This is a genomic window from Chromatium okenii (assembly GCF_016583745.1).
GTDB lineage: Bacteria > Pseudomonadota > Gammaproteobacteria > Chromatiales > Chromatiaceae > Chromatium > Chromatium okenii.
The window spans coordinates 97,273-115,390 of the sequence record NZ_NRRQ01000017.1; the positions used below are offsets into that span (position 1 = coordinate 97,273).

The 18,118-nt window shown below is 53.7% G+C and carries 16 protein-coding genes and 1 pseudogene; 4 read left to right on the forward strand and 13 right to left on the reverse strand.

Annotation, left to right across the window (positions count from 1 at the left end; translation table 11 throughout):
- Positions 1 to 19: 19 nt before the first annotated feature.
- The 3 genes from trmD to surE are packed head-to-tail and all read left to right on the forward strand — an operon-like array spanning position 20 to position 1,935.
- Positions 20 to 781, forward strand: coding sequence for a tRNA (guanosine(37)-N1)-methyltransferase TrmD (gene trmD / locus CKO12_RS08470; RefSeq protein ID WP_200154301.1), 762 nt, complete (start codon positions 20 to 22; stop codon positions 779 to 781).
- 8 nt (positions 782 to 789) lie between these two features.
- Positions 790 to 1,134, forward strand: coding sequence for a 50S ribosomal protein L19 (gene rplS / locus CKO12_RS08475; protein WP_200154302.1), 345 nt, complete (start codon positions 790 to 792; stop codon positions 1,132 to 1,134).
- Between the two features lie 51 nt (positions 1,135 to 1,185).
- On the forward strand, positions 1,186 to 1,935 hold the full coding sequence (gene surE, locus CKO12_RS08480) for a 5'/3'-nucleotidase SurE (RefSeq protein WP_200154321.1): 750 nt from the start codon (positions 1,186 to 1,188) through the stop codon (positions 1,933 to 1,935).
- Between the two features lie 89 nt (positions 1,936 to 2,024).
- On the opposite strand, the gene CKO12_RS08485 is transcribed toward surE, so the two are convergent.
- The 8 genes from CKO12_RS08485 to CKO12_RS08520 form a co-directional block, all read right to left on the reverse strand.
- Positions 2,025 to 2,309 (reverse strand): RnfH family protein, encoded by a 285-nt coding sequence (locus tag CKO12_RS08485; protein ID WP_200154303.1) that lies wholly within the window; start codon positions 2,307 to 2,309, stop codon positions 2,025 to 2,027.
- A gap of 10 nt (positions 2,310 to 2,319) precedes the next feature.
- Positions 2,320 to 2,994, reverse strand: a complete 675-nt coding sequence (locus CKO12_RS08490; RefSeq protein WP_200154304.1) for an electron transport complex subunit E — start codon at positions 2,992 to 2,994, stop codon at positions 2,320 to 2,322.
- On the reverse strand, positions 2,994 to 3,650 hold the full coding sequence (gene rsxG, locus CKO12_RS08495) for an electron transport complex subunit RsxG (RefSeq protein WP_242466264.1): 657 nt from the start codon (positions 3,648 to 3,650) through the stop codon (positions 2,994 to 2,996). The genes CKO12_RS08490 and rsxG overlap by 1 nt, the downstream gene beginning before the upstream one ends.
- The gene (locus tag CKO12_RS08500) at positions 3,647 to 4,753 is read right to left on the reverse strand and encodes an RnfABCDGE type electron transport complex subunit D (protein ID WP_200154305.1); all 1,107 of its coding nucleotides are present in this window, start codon (positions 4,751 to 4,753) and stop codon (positions 3,647 to 3,649) included. The genes rsxG and CKO12_RS08500 overlap by 4 nt, the downstream gene beginning before the upstream one ends.
- Complete coding sequence (gene rsxC, locus CKO12_RS08505; protein ID WP_200154306.1) at positions 4,750 to 6,201, reverse strand: electron transport complex subunit RsxC; 1,452 nt, start codon at positions 6,199 to 6,201, stop codon at positions 4,750 to 4,752. Before rsxC ends, CKO12_RS08500 begins: the two co-directional genes overlap by 4 nt.
- 73 nt (positions 6,202 to 6,274) lie before the next feature.
- Positions 6,275 to 6,811 (reverse strand): RnfABCDGE type electron transport complex subunit B, encoded by a 537-nt coding sequence (locus CKO12_RS08510; RefSeq protein ID WP_200154307.1) that lies wholly within the window; start codon positions 6,809 to 6,811, stop codon positions 6,275 to 6,277.
- Between the two features lie 23 nt (positions 6,812 to 6,834).
- The gene (gene rsxA, locus CKO12_RS08515; RefSeq protein WP_200154308.1) at positions 6,835 to 7,416 is read right to left on the reverse strand and encodes an electron transport complex subunit RsxA; all 582 of its coding nucleotides are present in this window, start codon (positions 7,414 to 7,416) and stop codon (positions 6,835 to 6,837) included.
- A 4-nt stretch (positions 7,417 to 7,420) separates the two neighbouring features.
- Complete coding sequence (locus CKO12_RS08520) at positions 7,421 to 7,945, reverse strand: SoxR reducing system RseC family protein (RefSeq protein WP_200154309.1); 525 nt, start codon at positions 7,943 to 7,945, stop codon at positions 7,421 to 7,423.
- A 227-nt stretch (positions 7,946 to 8,172) separates the two neighbouring features.
- Between CKO12_RS08520 and CKO12_RS08525 the strand changes: the two genes are divergently transcribed.
- Entirely contained in the window at positions 8,173 to 9,855 is a 1,683-nt protein-coding gene (locus CKO12_RS08525) for an NAD-dependent malic enzyme (RefSeq protein WP_200154310.1), read from the forward strand.
- Between the two features lie 66 nt (positions 9,856 to 9,921).
- Here CKO12_RS08525 and fliD read toward each other — a convergent pair whose 3' ends face one another.
- The 5 genes and pseudogenes from fliD to CKO12_RS14925 all read right to left on the reverse strand — a co-directional run.
- Positions 9,922 to 12,357 carry a flagellar filament capping protein FliD gene (fliD, locus tag CKO12_RS08530; protein ID WP_200154311.1) on the reverse strand — a complete coding sequence of 812 codons (2,436 nt, stop codon included), beginning with the start codon at positions 12,355 to 12,357 and terminating at the stop codon, positions 9,922 to 9,924.
- Positions 12,358 to 12,393: 36 nt separating this feature from the next.
- Entirely contained in the window at positions 12,394 to 12,633 is a 240-nt protein-coding gene (locus tag CKO12_RS14920) for a flagellar protein FlaG (protein WP_242466265.1), read from the reverse strand.
- Between the two features lie 233 nt (positions 12,634 to 12,866).
- Complete coding sequence (locus CKO12_RS08540; protein ID WP_200154313.1) at positions 12,867 to 14,978, reverse strand: flagellin N-terminal helical domain-containing protein; 2,112 nt, start codon at positions 14,976 to 14,978, stop codon at positions 12,867 to 12,869.
- 150 nt (positions 14,979 to 15,128) lie between these two features.
- A complete protein-coding gene (gene trpE, locus CKO12_RS08545) occupies positions 15,129 to 16,628 on the reverse strand; it encodes an anthranilate synthase component I (RefSeq protein ID WP_200154314.1) in 1,500 nt (499 codons plus the stop codon).
- A 1,349-nt stretch (positions 16,629 to 17,977) separates the two neighbouring features.
- A pseudogene (locus CKO12_RS14925) lies at positions 17,978 to 18,118 on the reverse strand (IS481 family transposase); the annotation flags it as partial.

The following is an 18,118-nucleotide window of genomic DNA, read 5'->3' on the forward strand; positions in this document are numbered from 1 at the left end:
TCGGTCACTGATTGTTGCCATGCGCTTTGACATCATCACCTTATTTCCCGAGTTGTTTCAGGTGCCAGTCGCTCAAGGTGTCACCGGTCGCGCTTTCTCGCGTGGACTGGTCGAGCTGGCGCTGTGGAATCCGCGTGATTTTACGCAGGACATTCATCGTACCGTCGATGATCGACCTTACGGCGGCGGGCCGGGGATGGTGATGAAGGTAGAGCCGTTGCGTGCCGCGATTAGCGCGGCTCGCGCTGCGGCACCAGCCAGTCGCGTGGCGTATTTGTCGCCGCAAGGTCGTTTGCTCAATCACGCAGCAATCGCTGCGATTGCCGCGCAGCCGGGCTGGATTCTCGTGGCGGGGCGCTATGAAGGCGTCGATGAGCGGTTGCTGACCGCGCACGTTGACGAGGAATGGTCGATTGGGGATTACGTCTTGAGCGGCGGCGAACTGCCCGCGCTGGTGGTGATGGATGCCGTGATTCGGCTGTTGCCGGGCGTACTCGGTCACGCGGAATCCGCGCAACAAGATTCGCACGTCAATGGGCTGTTAGATTGCCCGCACTACACCCGCCCGGAGCAGCTCGATGGTGACGCAGTGCCATCGGTGTTACTCGGCGGCGATCATGCCGCAATCGCACGGTGGCGGCTGCGCCAAGCACTCGGTCGCACTTGGTTGCGCCGTCCCGATTTATTGCAGCGGCGGGGAGTGAATGCGACTGAGCAAGCGTTACTTGATGAATTTATAGCGGTTTATCACCACGATTTGGCGCTAACTACAAAAATCTGAGGGAAATTATGAGCAACATTATTCGCGCACTTGAACAAGAACAGATGACCCGTGAAGTGCCCAACTTTGCGCCCGGCGACACCGTTGTCGTGCAGGTCAAGGTGAAAGAAGCCAACCGTGAGCGGTTGCAGGCGTTTGAAGGCATCGTGATTGCAATTCGCAAACGTGGGCTGAATTCCGCGTTTACGGTGCGCAAAATGTCACACGGCGAAGGCGTTGAGCGCGTGTTTCAAACCTACAGCCCAGCGATTGGCGGGATTGAAGTGAAGCGCAGAGGCGACGTGCGCCGTGCCAAGTTGTATTACTTGCGCGGTTTGACCGGCAAGGCAGCGCGTATCCGCGAAAAAATCTAACGTGCCACCGCGCCTTCTACCGCAATGCTTGATTTTGAAGTGGATAAAACGATGAAGATTCTGGTGAGCAACGATGACGGCTATCAATCACCGGGCTTGATCGCGCTGGTAGAAGCGCTGCGGGTGCTCGGAAAAGTGGTGGTGGTCGCGCCAGATCGGGATCGCAGCGGCGCGAGCAATTCACTCACGCTGGATGTGCCATTACGCGCCAGCCGGATGCCCAATGGGTTCATGCGCGTGAACGGAACGCCGACGGATTGCGTTCATCTCGCGCTCACCGGACTGTCAGATACCGATCCTGACATCGTCGTGGCGGGCATCAATCACGGCCCGAATCTCGGCGATGACGTGATTTATTCGGGCACGGTCGCGGCGGCAACGGAAGGGCGGTTTTTGGGTTTACCCGCGATGGCGATCTCCATCGTCTCGCACACGCCGCAGCATTTGGCAACGGCAGCGCGAGTGGCGGTGGTATTGGTGCAGCGCCTGCGCGAGCAGCCGCTGGAGCCAAGCATCATTTTGAATGTCAATGTGCCCGATTGTCCGTTTGATGAATTAAATGGGTTTGTCGCCACCCGCTTGGGCAATCGCCATAAAGCCGAACCGGTGGTGATGTCGCAAGACCCCCGCGGGCAGCGTATTTATTGGATTGGGCCGGCGGGGCCGGAGCAGGATGCGGGCGTGGGTACTGATTTTGACGCGGTGCGCAATGGATTCGTATCAATCACACCGCTGCAAGTTGATCTCACACGCTATGCCGCTTTACCCATGTTAGGAAGTTGGTTAATGGGAGTTGCTTAATTAAAAATTGATGTGTTCATTGCACAGTCAATCGCACATAAAAAAGCCGCCTTCAGTATTCTGAAGGCGGCTTTTTTCATTCATTCACATTAAGATTGCGCGGCGGCACTGTCCGTTTTAGCGCGTCCTTTCATTGCCTTTGGATCCGCAATCAATGGGCGATAAATTTCCACCCGATCACCATCGCTCACTACCGTCGTCAGCGCCGTGACCTTGCCAAAAATTCCCACCTTTTGCTGTTCCAAATCAATTTCCGGGCACTGCGTCAACACGCCAGAACCTGCAATCGCTTCCTGCACCGTCGCCCCATCGGGCACTTCCGTCGTGAGCACCAGTTGGCGCTTGGCTTGCGCATAAATCACGTTGACTTTCATCAGTTTATCCTCACACGCTGTGCGCACCAGACATCTGGATGCCCTTACCAGTGCGGATGTCAATCAGGCGTTTGCCGACCACCACAAAGCCAGTCACCAAGAATCCGCCCGGCGGCAAAATCATCATCAACACGCCCATATCCGCTGGCATGATGCGCATTTCCATAAACTTAAATGCCGGCCCCAATAATAATGACGCATCGGCAAATAAAGTCCCCGCGCCGGTGATTTCACGAATGGCACCAATTAACGTTAATGCCAACGTAAATCCTAAACCCATAAAGATGCCGTCCATTAACGCCGGCATCACCGGTTCTTTGGAAGCAAAGGATTCTAATCGCGCCAGCGGTAAACAGTTGGAGACGATCAAGGGAATAAATAATCCCAATACTTTATACAGCTCGTGCATCCACGCATTCATGGTTAAATCCACAAAGGTCACATTCGCAGCCACAATTAAAATGTAGACCGGAATGCGCACTTCGCGGGTAATGTAATTGCGTGAAGCCGCCACCATAAAATTGGATGCCGCCATCACGACTGCGGTTGCCAATCCCATGCCTAAGCCATTGGTGGCGCTGGTGGTCATTGCCATTGTCGGGCACATGCCCAATAACATCGCAATGACGCCATTGTTATCCCATAACCCATCGCGGGCAATGCGCCCATAACTCGGAGTTGCCATTATTTCACCTCCAATAATTGCGCTCGATTGGCAGCAAAGAATTCTAATCCGCTGCGAATCGCGTTAATGGTGCCACGCGGAGTGATGGTTGCGCCGGTGAATTGATCGAATTTTCCACCATCTTTCTTCACTTTCCATTTTTCCAATGGTGGATTGCCAATTGATAACCCAACGAATTGTAAAATCCAATCGCCTTTTTTGGTTTCGATTTTATCACCTAAGCCGGGTGTTTCTTTATGGCTTAAAGCGCGAACACCTAATACCTTCCCTTCCGCATCGACACCCAGCATGAATTTCATTCGTCCGGCATAACCGGAACCGTGTACTTCATACGCCACGCCGGTCACTTGCCCGTTTTGCCGAGCGCGATAGATGAGTAAATCCTCACCTTCATCATCTTTTAAGGTCAGCGTATCGAGCACCGGGTTATTGTCGTGAATCGTTTTTGGAATGACTTGACCGAGTGAATTTTGGCGATCTTCCATTGCACGATCTGCAATAGAATTGTGCGTTGCCAACTCTGTCAATGCCAGAAAAATTCCAAACCCAAGACAGAAAATTCCCAAAATGATGCCGTGAACCATCGCGCCTTCGCGCTGTGCCATCATCTGGTTAAAATTGGCAACCAGTGGAATTGCTTTCACATCAAACGTCATGGCTGCACCTTAATTGGCAATGGTTCGCCCTTGCGGGTGCGACCGAATAAACGGGGACGGGTGTATTGATCAATAATGGGCGTGACTGAATTCATCAGTAATACCGCAAATGCCATGCCTTCGGGATAGCCAGCGAAGGTGCGAATGACCCATGTCAGTAATCCCACACCAATGCCGAAGATGATTTGTCCTTTTTCCGACACGGGCGAGGTGACGTAATCGGTGGCAATGAAAAAGGCACCGAGAAATGCTGCGCCCGAAAAGACGTGAAAGAGACCCGGCGCAAAGCGGCTGGAATCAACCAAATTAAAGATCGTGCCCATCACAAACAGCGTTCCCAACACCGTCACGGGAATATGCCAAGTGATGATCCGCCGCCGCATCAAATACAGCCCGCCCAGCAAAATCAGCACTGCCGAAGTTTCGCCCAAGCTGCCCGGTTTATAGCCAGTCGCCAAATCCATCAGATCGGGCGTGTAGGTCAGCGTGGTGTCGCGCCCGTATTCGGTCAGCGATTCCGCCACCGGTACGCCCCGCGACAATTCCGTTTTGACATAACCCAGCGCCGTCGCTGCCGTCACGCCGTCGGGCATTTCACCGCCAAAGGTGATGGCGATGGATTGCTGCACACCGGGCGAGTGGTCAGAAAACAGCGGATGCGGCGCAATCCACGCCGTCATCACCACCGGAAATGACACCAGCAGCGCCACTCGCGCCACCATCGCCGGATTGAACAGATTTTGACCGAGACCGCCAAACGCTTGTTTTGCCAACGGAATTGCGATCACTGCGCCGAGCACGCCAATCCACCACGGTGCCCAAGGTGGCAGCGTCATCGCCAACAGCCAGCCGGTCAGAATTGCCGAACCATCGGTCAAGGTGCGCCACAGCGGACGTCCCGCCAGCACCAGGCTGATCGCTTCGGTGGCGAGACACGCGCCGATGGTGACGGCGAAGAGAAAAATTGACGGCCAACCAAAGAGATACAGGTTAAACAGCGTCGCTGGTGACAGCGCCAGCACCACCGTGAACATGGTGCGCTGCACCGTGTTGGTGTTGTGCGCAAACGGCCCGCTGATCGTCGCAGTTGCAGCCTGACTCATGCTGACACCTCACCGCCGGGCGCAGCTTTGGGTTTACGCGCTGCTGCCCGCTGCGCAGCCAAACGTTCCTGCCGCGCCGTATTTGCCTCCACCAGCGTCTTGGTGCGCTCCAATTTGCGTTGCTCCCGATCTTGCGCAGCGAGTGCGCCCTTGGCGTAATTGAAATAATGCACCAGCGGAATGTGCGACGGGCACACCCACGAGCAACTGCCGCACGACACGCAGTCCAGCAAACCGAGCGTGATGGCACCTTCTAAATCGTCGTGACGAATCCGCGCCGCCAGCTCCACCGGCGTCAGTCCGCAGGCGCAAATGTTCACGCACGAACCGCAGCGAATGCACGGATCAGACGGACGGTCGTTAATTTCGGCAGCGGTGAGCGCCAAAATGCCCGACGTGCCCTTGACCACCGGCACATCCAGATTCGGCAGCGGCGTGCCCATCATCGGTCCGCCTTGAATGATCCGCTCCGGGCGCTGCGCGAAGCCGCCACAAAATGCAATCAAATCATTGACCTGCGTTCCAATCGGCGCTTCGATATTTTTGGGAGTGCGAATGCCCTCGCCGCTGACGGTGACGACGCGGGTAATCAACGGACGCCCAAACCGCACCGCTTGATGAATTGCGCGAGCCGTCGCCACGTTGTGAACCACCACGCCCAAATCCGCCGTCAATTTGCGGGCTGGTGTTTCTAAGCCAGTGATTGCTAAGGTTAAATGCCGTTCTGAACCCATCGGATATTTCACCGGCAGCGCCGCAATTTCAATCTGCGGAAACGCCGTCGCTGCGACCGTGATCGCGGCAATCGCCTGCGGTTTGTTTTCCTCAATCCCCACCACGATCCGCCCCGCGCCGAGCGCATACGCCATGATCCGCGCCCCGTCGATGATTTCATCGGCGTGTTCGCGCATCAGGCGGTCATCGCAGGTCAGATACGGCTCGCACTCCGCGCCGTTAATCAACAGCGTGTCGATGCGGTGACGAATGCCGAGCTGGAGCTTGACGGCGGACGGAAAGGTCGCACCGCCCATGCCGACGATGCCGCAGTCGGCGACGCGCTCGGCGAGCACTTCGGCGGGAACGGCAAACGGATCGGCGATGGGTTCTGGCAGCGTCGTCACCCATTCATCGCGCCCATCGGGTTCCAGCACGATGGTCAACTGCGACAAACCCGACGGATGTGGCGCGGGCACTTCGGTGACGGCGATCACGGTGCCGGAGGTGGGCGCGTGATGCGGAGCGGAAATCTGCCCCTGACGGCGGGCGATGAGCTGCCCTTTTTTCACCGTTTCACCTTCGCTGACCAGAATCTCGGCTGGCGCTCCGATGTGCTGCTGCACCGGCAAATAGAGGTGCGCGGGCAGCGGCAAGGTTTCAATCGCGCACTCGCCGCTGAGTTCTTTGTGATAGTCGGGATGGATGCCACCCCGGATTGGAAAAAGTTTCATAACGTGCTCGCTCCCGCAAAAAAAATCCCTCCTGCCGCGCTGGGTTCACAGCGCGGCAGGAGGGATTTGAATGTCAGTGAATGTGTTTGGCGTTGGGCTTTGGCCAGTGCCAAGTTGCCAAGGTGCGCGGAATCTCCACCATTGTGATTGCATCAGTCGGGCAGGCTTCGGCGCACTTGCCGCAGCCATGACAGGTTTCTGCCAACACGGTGTGCATCATTTTGCTGGTGCCGATGATGCCATCCACTGAACACTCTTTGACGCAGCGCGTGCAGCCAATGCACAGCGCCTCATCAATCACCGCGTACATTGGCACCTGCGCGGCGTGATCGCTGAGATCGACCGACACGCCGAGGCGTTTTGCCAACTGCTCGGCAACCGCCTTGCCGCCGGGCGGACAGAGCGTGACTGGCGCTTCACCTTTGGCGAGCGCGACTGCCGCCTGCGCACAGCCGACAAAACCACATTGTCCGCACTGTGACCCCGGCAACATCGCTTGCAGTTCCTGTTCGAGCGGGTCTTCCTCCACCGCCAGCAACCGTGCCGCTACCCCTAATAAACCACCGAGGGCGATGCCCATCGCGGTCAAACTACCTACTGCTGTCAACATGGCTTGCGCCCTCCACGGTTGCGTTAAGACGTGCTAATGCCCGAAAACCCTAAAAATGCCAGCGCCAGCAGGCTGGCGACGATGAATCCAATCGGCGGGCCGGCGAATAAACGCGGCACCTCAGCCAGCGCCAGCCGCTCACGCAGTCCGGCAAAAATCACCATTACCAAGCTGTAGCCGAGCGAAGAGGCGAAAGCGAACACGGTGGCGGCAATGAACGTCATCTTGCCTTCTACCAACAGCAGCGCCACGCCCAATACTGCGCAATTGGTGGTAATCAGCGGCAAGTAAATCCCCAGCATTTGAAACAAGGGCGGCGAGACTTTGCGCACTGTCATCTCGGTGAATTGCACTGCGCCGGCGATCACCAAAATGAAGGTCACGGTGCGCAGATAGCCGAGGTGATACGGCTCCAGCAAATACTGTTCCACCGCCCAGTTGCCCATTGACGACACGGTAATCACGAAGGTCGTCGCCAAGCCCATGCCAATCGCAGTGTCGATGCGCGTGGTGACGCCCATAAACGAGCACAAACCCAGAAACCGCGCCAAGATCACGTTGTTGACCAGCGCCGCTCCCACCATCAAAAGTATGTATTCCTGCATTTTTTCAGCTCTCTAAAGTCACAAATTGACTGGTTGCATCGCAGTCGACGCGGCGGAGAAAACGTGGGGCGAGTTGACCGCGACTGCCCAACCACTGCGCTCCCCAGCGTGCAGCAAGCAAACCGATTGCCAATCCGCTCACCATCGCCGCCATCGTGACGCCATCACTGCCGACGCTGCTTTGCGCCACGCCGCCGGCGCCAAACATGATGAGCAGCGGCAGTGCGTAGGCGGTGCCCGATGCTTTCAATAACGCTCGCCCGTCCACGCCGACGACGATGCGCTCGCCGACCACTAACTGCGGAGTGTTAATGAGGGAAAAGCGACGAAATTGGAGCCGCCGCGCAGTCGTGCCGATGCCCGTCGCGCCACACAATCCAGATGCCGCGCAGCCGCCGCAGGTGGTGGTGGTTTCTGGCTCCAACCACACCAGCTCGCCCTCCACGGCGACGACCCGCGCCAGCCCTTCAATCAGTTCAGGTTGCAGCAGATCGGGGGAATCATCTGGCGGAACATTTGATAAGGGCATCGCGCACCTCAAGCGTTAAATTTAAGAATAAAATCAAAGGTCAATGCCAATTGTTGCGCTGCACAAAAATACTATACTCTTGGTTTATGCAGCCGCGCAAGCGGGGTTTGCAGCGGTCGCGGTGAACAAACAATTTGCCGCCATGCAACGCGCTAGAATGCGCCATCCGTTTCGCTTTAGCGGTTGCTTCGACCGCCTCACCACTGCATGTGCAGGAGTTTGACCTGATGACCGATTCCACCAGTCCACTTGCCGCTGGCGCTCCGCTGCCGGTGTACAAACGCGGTCTTGATCTTGTCCGCGATCCGCTGCTCAACAAGGGCACCGGTTTTACAATCAATGAACGTGCCACCTTGGGCTTGCGCGGGCTGGTACCACCGCAAGTGGTTGATATTGAAGATCAAGAGCGGCGCATTCTGCAAAATTTCCAGCGCCAGCACGATGATCTGGATCGCTACACTTATTTGGAAACGCTCCACGACCGCAACGAAACGCTTTATTACCGCGTGCTGTTGTCGCATCTCAACGAGATGACGCCGATCATTTACACGCCGGTTGTTGGGTTGGCGTGTAGCCAGTTTTCTCATATTTATCAACGCAGTCGCGGCATGTATTTCAGTGCTGATGATGTCGCGCACTTTGCGGAAATGGCGCAAAACTGGCCGGAAGATGAGGTGGAAATCATCGTGGTGTCCGACGGCAGTCGGATCCTCGGTTTAGGCGATCTGGGCGCGAACGGGATGGGCATTCCCATCGGCAAGCTGTCGCTGTATGTGGTCGGCGCGGGATTGGAACCGCGCCGGACGCTGCCGATTTTGTTGGATATGGGCACCAATAATCAGGCGCTGCGCGATGATCCGCTGTATCTCGGACGCCGCCTGCCGCGCTTGACCGGCCCGGCGTATGAAACGGTGGTGGAGGCATTTATTCGTGCCGTTCACGCCCGCTGGCCACATGCGCTGATTCAATTTGAAGATTTTTCTAACGATCAGGCGTTTCAATTGCTGGAGCGGTATCGCCGCCAAGTGCTGTGTTTTAACGATGATATTCAAGGCACGGGCGCAGTCACGCTGGCGGGCATTCTCAGTGCGCTGCGGATTACCAAACAGACGTTGAGCGAGCAGCGGATTGTGTTTTTGGGTGCTGGCGCGGCAGCGCGGGGCATCGCCGACACCTTCGTTGCGGGCATGATGGCGGAATCAGGCATGACGCTGGATGCAGCGCGGCGGCAGATTTGGACGCTGGATTCACAGGGTTTGGTGACGCTGGAGCGGCTTGATAGCTTGTCGGAACACAAGCGCCCCTTCGCGCAGGATTCTGCGCCGCTGCCGGATTTATTGGCGGTGATACACGCAGTGCGCCCCACGATTCTGATCGGTGTCAGCGGGCAAGCGGGCAGTTTCAGCGAGGCGGTGGTGCGGGCGATGCACAGTTATTGCGAGCGCCCGATTTTGTTCCCGCTGTCGAATCCGACCAGCAAAGCGGAATGCACGGCGGAGCAAGCGTATGAGTGGACGAATGGCGCGGCGTTATTTGCCAGCGGCAGTCCGTTTCCGCCAGTCACTCGCGGCGGACATCTGCTGGTGCCGGGGCAATGCAACAACATGTACATCTTCCCCGGCGTTGGTCAGGGCGTCATCAGTTGCCGAGCAAAAAAGGTAACGGATGCAATGTTTTATATCGCAGCGCGGACGTTGGCAGGCTTGGTGGGCGAGGACAGTTTAGCGGTCGGGCGCTTGTATCCTGATTTGACGTTGATCCGCGAGATTTCGGTGCAAATCGCAGTGGCGGTGTGTGAATTGGCATTTGCGGAAGGATTAGCTGGCATTGAACGACCGGCGGATTTAGAAGCAATGATTCGGGCGCGGATGTTTATTCCCGAATATCAACCCTATATTGCTGCTGAATAATTCACGGCGTAAAAAAAAGGGGCAAGGTGTCAATCACCTTGCCCCTTTTTTTATGGCAATTGCGCGTTAATCGTTAGAAGCCGTAAATGGCAATCGATCCACTAAACCATCCAATTGGCTGCTGGTATCTTGGAAACTCGCCACAATGCGCTCCATCGTCGTGAATTGCGCCAATAGCCGTGCTGAGACGCCTTCCATGCGGCGATCTAAATTTGAAGTGTCTTCATCCAGTTTATCTAGTTGGGTTTGAATACTCGACTCGCGGGTTTTAATCACACCATTTGAACTTAAAAACTGTTCGACTAAGTTCAAAAATTCACCCGCCATGCCGCGTGAAAAACCCACTTCAAAACCATCACCACTTTCAGCCTTAGCGCCCGCTCGCACACTAAAATTCAACCCATAGGCATCAGAATCAACATCAGGCAATAACACATTGCCCGCGCCAAATCCTTCTACGCCATTCACAGTTCCCGCCACATCAATTCCACGAGTGCCACCCATGGTGGTGCTTATTCCGAATGCCGCCATATCATCGCTAACGGTGCTAAATTCAATCGCTGATACCGTCCCGCCGGCGCGTGAATTAAACGTAAACCGATTATTCACGGTGTCATATTCGACATCAATGGCGGCACCAGCAGTGGATAACGTAGAATCAGCGTTGATTTTTAATTCCAACTCTGCTGCGACATCCGCCGCAGAATTATAGGTATTTGTTAAAGTGATAGAACTTGATTCCAAACCATCAACCTTGATCTGAAAAGTGTAATCTTTCGTCGTCGCATCTAATGGCGAAGTAAAGGTATCGGTGCCACTATCAAAAGTCGCTTCAGTCAGTGCGGCACCGACAATCTTTGCTTGCGTGGGCGTAATTCCTAAATTTGCCATGCCCGCGCCAGCTTCACTAAATATGGCTTGAGAAATCGTGCCGTATTCCCGCGACTTAAAACTGAACTGGTTGTTAACGGTATCAAAGCCAACATCAACACCCACTCCGGCTGCTTTGAGTTTGGAATCGGAGTTAATGCTCAATTGTAAACCAAGGCGCAACTCTTCAACGGAGGCATAGGTGCCAGTCAATTCGATGCTATTAGAAAACACACCATCGACATTCATTTTAAAGGTGTAACCATCGCCGCTGGCAATTGTTTTAGGGAATACATCAGTAACGGCATTACCAACTGTTTGACCTTGCGTTGGATCGCGGGTAATGGCTACTTCATAATTGCCAGCAACTGCTGATGAGGCAAAGGTGCCTTGATTCACCGTGACGGCGCTGTTAGCAGATGTCGCTTTGCTGGCAAATAATTCACCAACCAAATTGAAGTGATTTGTAAAAGCATCATTAAATTCAGTGTTGTTGATTGTCAAACTACCATCGCGTTCCGTGCGAATACCAACATTTGTCAACGCAGTAAAACCACCACTCGCCAACCCGGGCACTGCGCCGCCAATTAACGTGCGCAATTGGTCGATCATGCTGCGGGCAGAAATATCACCCGCTAATTCACCCCGCACCAAGTTATTGTCTTCATCGCGGTAATAACTGACTAAATCGTGGCTGGTTTTTTGGAAGACGTTATATGCCGCAACAAAGTCTTGCACGGATTCCTTGGCTGAGTCTTTATCGGCGGTAATTGAAAAGTTTAAGCTGGCAGTTGAAATGTTATTAACGGTGAAGTTTAAACCCGTGATGACATCATCCATGGTGTTATCTTCACGCGTCACGGTCAGACCATTGACTTTCACTTGCGCATCACTTGCGCGTTGCGTTTGTGTCACTTCAGCGTGATTGTCTTTGGTGAAGGAAAACCCATTCAAACTAGGATCACTCACGCTAACTTGTAATGCGTTTTTTTCACCTGATGGCGCAGTCAATAACAACTGGTATTTATCATCAACTTTGAGTACGGATGCCTGCACTCCAGCATCGGCTTCATTGATTTTTGCGGCAATGCTATCAAGTGAATCAGTCGCGGTAACGGCAATTGATAATGCCTCACGCTCGGTATTGGCGGTAAAAGCGGGTTGGTCTAAGGGATCAGAAGTATCTAAAGGATCAGCCGGATTAACGCTGCTATATGTCCAAGCACCAAAGTTAATGGTCATGGTGCCAGTCGCATTGAGTGCGCTATCACGTTCATCTTGCGCTTCAGTGGCTAACGATTGCGCACTTGCAACTTTTAAGACATCAATGCTGTAATTACCAATTTGCGCTCCGGCAGAGACTTTGTTGGCAGTAATGGCTTCAGAATCTGGCACGTTCACGGTACGCGCATTAAATAAACTGGTATTGCCAAGTTCACCAATTGCCGTTTTTAAGGTATCCAAAGCACTTTTTAATTTTCCATAGCCGGAAATTTGCGCGTCGTAGGTCTTTTGTTTGGTATCAATGCGATCTTGGCGAGGCGCACGTTCAATGGCAGTGAGCTGCGTGACCAGATTTTTAATATCAATCCCGGAACCGGCACCGAGGGTACTGACGATATTGGTATCCATGACGCACTCCTTTAAGGTTAAGCAGTTATTCGATATTCAGGCTTTTTGGTGTAACACTAAACCAACTAAATTATCGAGATGTTCGTCGATGTATTTGGCAAAATATAATGCTTCTTCACTCGGAATTTGGCGAATTAATTCATCAGTGCGGGTATCGGTGACGCGAATCACCATCCGTCCAGATTCATCATCTACTGCAAAACTAACGGTGCTGTCATTATCCTGCAAACGGTCATTGATGCGTTCAAGCGTCGCCGTCAGTTGTTCTGAAGTCATCGCGGCAGACGGGGTAGTTGACGGGGGTGAAGCAGAGGAGACAGCGGATTTGGAAATAGCGTCGATTGAAGAACGTAAAGCAGAATCAAGTGATATGACATTGGAAGTGGGCGATGGCGGCGGACCAACTGCACCAAGCGTTGAGGATTCGTTGACCATGATGTGAAGCTCCTGATGTCAATGCCGCGCCCCACTTGGGGACGCGGCACTGCTGGTGGCAATCTGTTGGTTATTTAACGGAGAAGCTGCATGATCTGTTGCGGCGCTGAGTTAGCTTGCGCCAGCATCGCCGAACTCGCTTGTTGCAATACCTGCGACCGCGATAAGGTTGCCGATTCCTTCGCGTAGTCTGTATCAATAATGCGCGATCTTGATCCTTCTGAATTCACCCGCATACCATCCAAGTTACTGATTGTGAAATCAAGCCGGTTATTGATCGCACCCAAATCAGACTTGGTGGTGTTGACCTGTTCCAGCGCGTTATCAATGGCGGTGATGGCTTTTTGTGCGCCCTCAGCAGTGGAAATATCAATGCTGGCCAGTGACATGCCATCTTCGCCGTTGCCATATTCACCTGCCAACAACCCAGTGTTGGAAATGTCAACATTCGTGCCGCGTGACACGACGATTTCCTTATCCGAGGTCAGCGTAAACTCGCCAACATAGGTACCGTCAGAAACAGACAATCCACCTTCCGCAGCATTGCTTCCAGCGACCACAATGTTGCGTCCATCTTTGGCAACCAATTGAACCCCGCCGCCGGACGCTGTGCCATCAACACCCGTATCAATAGCGGTGACCCCGGTCTCAGCCGAAAGCTTGTTAATCTGCGAAACCATTTCCTGACGGTTGGCGCTATTGGCACCGGCAACTGAGGTGAACTGGGTAATCGCAACACCGTTGATCGTTAAATCAACAGCAGCACCAGTAGCCGCTTGAACTTCCCCGCCCTTTGCCACATTGGTATTCACTACCGCAGTGACACCGCTTTGAGCAGAAACCTTATTGAACGCGGCTGCTTTCGCAATCGCACTGTAGTCGTTGCCGCCTGACGATGCGTTGTCATCAGTCGCATAAGAAGGTCCGACCGACACAGCGTTGATTAAAACGTTTCCAGCAGTCATCGCGGTAACGTTTGCACCAAGATTAGACGAAATCTGCGTTGCCTTGCCGCTATAGGTTCCTTCCATAAAACCAGCATCAATCGCATTGCCGTTAGCATTCGAGGTGATATTGATGTCCTTGCCGCCATCAGCCACCAAAGTCACGGTGCCGGTCGTGATGCTAGCACCGGCGGCCGATCCTCCAGGAAGACCAAGACCCGTAGCGGCAGTAGTCAACGTTCCATCGCTCTCAAGCGAGATGTTGCGCCCGTCTTTAGCAACTAAAGTAATGCCTCCGTTATCCGTGCCACTATCCACCGCCGTGACGCCGGTTTGTTCTGAGACCAAGTTGATGTCACGGACAATACCTGACCGTGTCGTGGCTGCATCACCCGTCGTATCCAATGCAATGCTCACTCCATTCATAGTGATCGCGCCAGCAAGAGCAGCACCAGTAGCATCCATTGCATTGCCACCGATCCTAGTTTCACCGACGATTGCGCTCACGCCGGTCTCAGCAGATTTGGCATTAATGGCTGCTGCGGTTGAAATGGCGCTGGAATTTTTTGCGTCGTGCGAAGCGGTATCCGCAGACGTGACCGCTGGATCAATGGTGATACCGTTAATAATAAGGTCGCCAGAGCTGAAAGAACCCAGAGCAGCAGCAGCTAATGCCAAATCAGTCCCTTCACCGATCTTGGTAAAAGAACCCACACCGGCAGCATCAGAAACGCCCAACTCTTTGGAAGTCATCGCGCTGATGTTGATACTGATCGTTTCGTTCGCACCGGAGCCGATCTGCAATTTGACATCGCTCGAAGTGCCATCCAACAGATTCATGCCGTTGAAGTTGGTGCTGGTAGAAATGCGGTCGAGTTCTTTAATCAACTGCTGCGTTTCAGCATTCAGCGTGCTGCGGTTACCGCTGGTGTAGGTTCCGTTCGCCGATTGCACTGACAGCTCACGCATCCGCTGCAAAATGTTGCTGGATTCGTCCAATGCGCTCTCAGCGGTTTGCACCAACGAAATACCATCATTGGCGTTGCGGGTGGCTTGCTCCATGCCGCGCACTTGCGAGGTCAAGCGATTGGCGATGGCGGACCCGGCGGCGTCATCTTTCGCGGAGTTGATGCGCATCCCGCTGCTCAACCGCTCCATCGTTTGCCCCAAAAGGTTTTGGGATTTAGCGACGTTTTTCTGTGCAACTAACGACGCCATATTGGTGTTGATTGATAATGACATGACTGCTCTCCTAACGTGGTCAAAAGGGCGAACTGCTGAACGTGAGCGCTGCGCCGGGGAAAAATAGGTCGTTCGCTGTCAATATCGGCGCTGTCTGACAAACCTTTAATCACCATTATCGACTACTGTACGCACCGCTCACGCTTGCCGCTAACCCCGCTTCACGCCGCACCCATACCGATCAATCCCACCTTCAGCGACCGCAACCGCCCGGAAAATCGCCCGCCCTTTATTCAACGTCTCCTGCCATTCCGCTTCCGGCACCGAATCCGCAACGATGCCCGCGCCAGCTTGAATGTGCAGCAATCCGTTTTGAATCACGGCAGTACGGATCGCAATCGCAGTATCCATGTTGCCATTCCACGCCAGATAACCGACCGCGCCCGAATAAATCCCGCGCTTGACCGGCTCCAACTCGTCGATGATTTCCATTGCCCGCACCTTCGGCGCACCAGAAACGGTGCCTGCCGGAAAGGTCGCCCGCAACACATCAATCGCCGTCATGCCGTCGCGCAGCGTGCCAACGACGTTGGAAACGATGTGCATAACGTGCGAGTAACGCTCAACGATCATCTTATCGGTCAGGCGCACGCTGCCGATTTCCGCCACCCGCCCAGTATCGTTGCGCCCCAAATCAATCAGCATCAGATGTTCGGCGCGTTCTTTCGGATCGGCGAGCAGCTCGGCTTCGAGCGCCTGATCTTCCGCCTCGGTATGACCGCGCCGCCGCGTTCCCGCTATCGGGCGCACCGTGACGATGCCATCTTCCAAGCGCGTCAAAATCTCCGGCGATGAACCGACGATGTGAAAACCGCCGAGATCAAGAAAATACATATACGGCGAAGGGTTCAGTCCGCGCAGCGCCCGATATAAATCCAACGGCGGTGCCGAGAACGGAATCGACAGCCGCTGCGACAGCACGACCTGCATACAATCACCGGCGCTGATGTATTCCTTAATGTTATCAACTGCTTGCTTGAAGCCATCCTCGGTAAAACCGGAGATAAAATCCGCCTCGCTGACTTCACGCGAGCTGGCGCTGGGGAGACGCGGCACCGCCTCCTGCATTCGCGCCGTCAATTCCGCCAATCGCGCCTCGCCCGCCGCGAGCGTGTCGCCCGCCGTCGGATCGAGATGCACGATCAAATGCAGCCGCCCGCTCAGGTTGTCGAACACCACCACTTCATCCGATACCAGCAACAAAATATCGGGATTGCCGAGCTGATCGGGATTTGGACACTGCGCCAATTTCGGTTCGATATAACGGATGGTGTCATAACCGAAATAGCCCACCAGCCCGCCGGTGAAGCGCGGCAACCCAGCAACTTCGGCAACTTGAAACCGCTGTTGATAGGCATCAATCCACGCCAGCGGATCGGGCGCAATAATGGTTTCAATGACTTGCCCGTCGCGTTCAATGTGAATGGTGGTGCCATGAATCCGAATTAACGTCCGGCACGGCAAACCAATGATTGAATAACGCCCCCATTTTTCACCACCCTGCACTGATTCAAATAAATACGAATACGGTGCGGCAGCGAGTTTGAGATAAACACTCAATGGCGTATCGAGATCAGCAAGCACTTCGCAAGCAACGGGAATGCGATTGTAACCTTGCGCGGCAAGGGCTTGAAACGTTTTGTGGGTCATGGCGTGATTCCTAATATAGTTATTTCAACATAGAAATGATTATAAATGACAAACAAACAAAATCTCAACTAAATAATTATCCCTTACAGAAGTTAGCGATTGTTTCAATCGCATTTATTGGGGTTTTCATGCTAATTTTATCTCGGTGTTACGCAGTTGAGCAAAAATAGCTTTAACAAAGATGGGAACTATAAATTTGTACGGAACAAGAAAATGCGCGGTGCCATGTGATTTTACTTCAGCGCCACTCTAATTCTTTTCAATCGGCTAAATGAAAAAAAGGGTCGCTTTTGAGCGACCCTTATTAGTTTCATCGCCTCTAATTCGGCTCAACCGGCTAAATACGGTTTAGGTCCGTGGCACTGGGTTGATGTAGTTTCATCGCCTCTAATTCGGCTCAACCGGCTAAATGTGGTGGGCGTCAAAGAAGGCGTTGTGGGAGGTTTCATCGCCTCTAATTTGGCTCAACCGGCTAAATTTGACATCTTTTTTCGCCGGTCGCCACTCTGGTGTTTCATCGCCTCTAATTCGGCTCAACCGGCTAAATGGAGATGATCCCCTGCTCGAAGCCCGTCTCCAAGGTTTCATCGCCTCTAATTCGGCTTAACCGGCTAAATGCTGGTACGGCGAACCAGCGCGGGTAACTATCGTTTCATCGCCTCTAATTCGGCTCAACCGGCTAAATATTCGGGTATCTGTTCTCTTAGGAGTTTGACCGTTTCATCGCCTCTAATTCGGCTCAACCGGCTAAATGTGGTGGGCGTCAAAGAAGGCGTTGTGGGAGGTTTCATCGCCTCTAATTCGGCTCAACCGGCTAAATGTTTCCCTTGTTGGCTGCAAGGTACTCCCTCTGTTTCATCGCCTCTAATTCGGCTCAACCGGCTAAATAAACTCGGGTGGACTTTGAGCGAGAAATCGCAGTTTCATCGCCTCTAATTCGGCTCAACCGGCTAAATACTTATTTACCATAATAACCTCCTAGAAGGAGTTTCATCGCCTCTAATTCGGCTCAACCGGCTAAATACCACGTTCGTGGCCCTGGGTGACCAGGGTGTGTTTCATCGCCTCTAATTCGGCTCAACCGGCTAAATACCTTTCTTCACTTACTCTTAAGGAGAGTATCGTTTCATCGCCTCTAATTCGGCTCAACCGGCTAAATCCGAAGCCATTCGGTTACGTTAAGCCACCCAGAGTTTCATCGCCTCTAATTCGGCTCAACCGGCTAAATCAATGCCGAAGTTTATCGCTGTAGAGCTGGAGGTTTCATCGCCTCTAATTCGGCTCAACCGGCTAAATCTTTGATGGATGCATGGGTTGCCCGTAAGGGGTTTCATCGCCTCTAATTCGGCTCAACCGGCTAAAATGTCAAGACCCGAGAGATTGTAGACCTGTTTTTTGAAGCGTTCGGGTTCTTTCTGCTGCCAGTTTTTCAACGCTTGCACCGGTGACACATGTCCGAGTGCTTTTTGGGGTATCTGATGGTTATACAT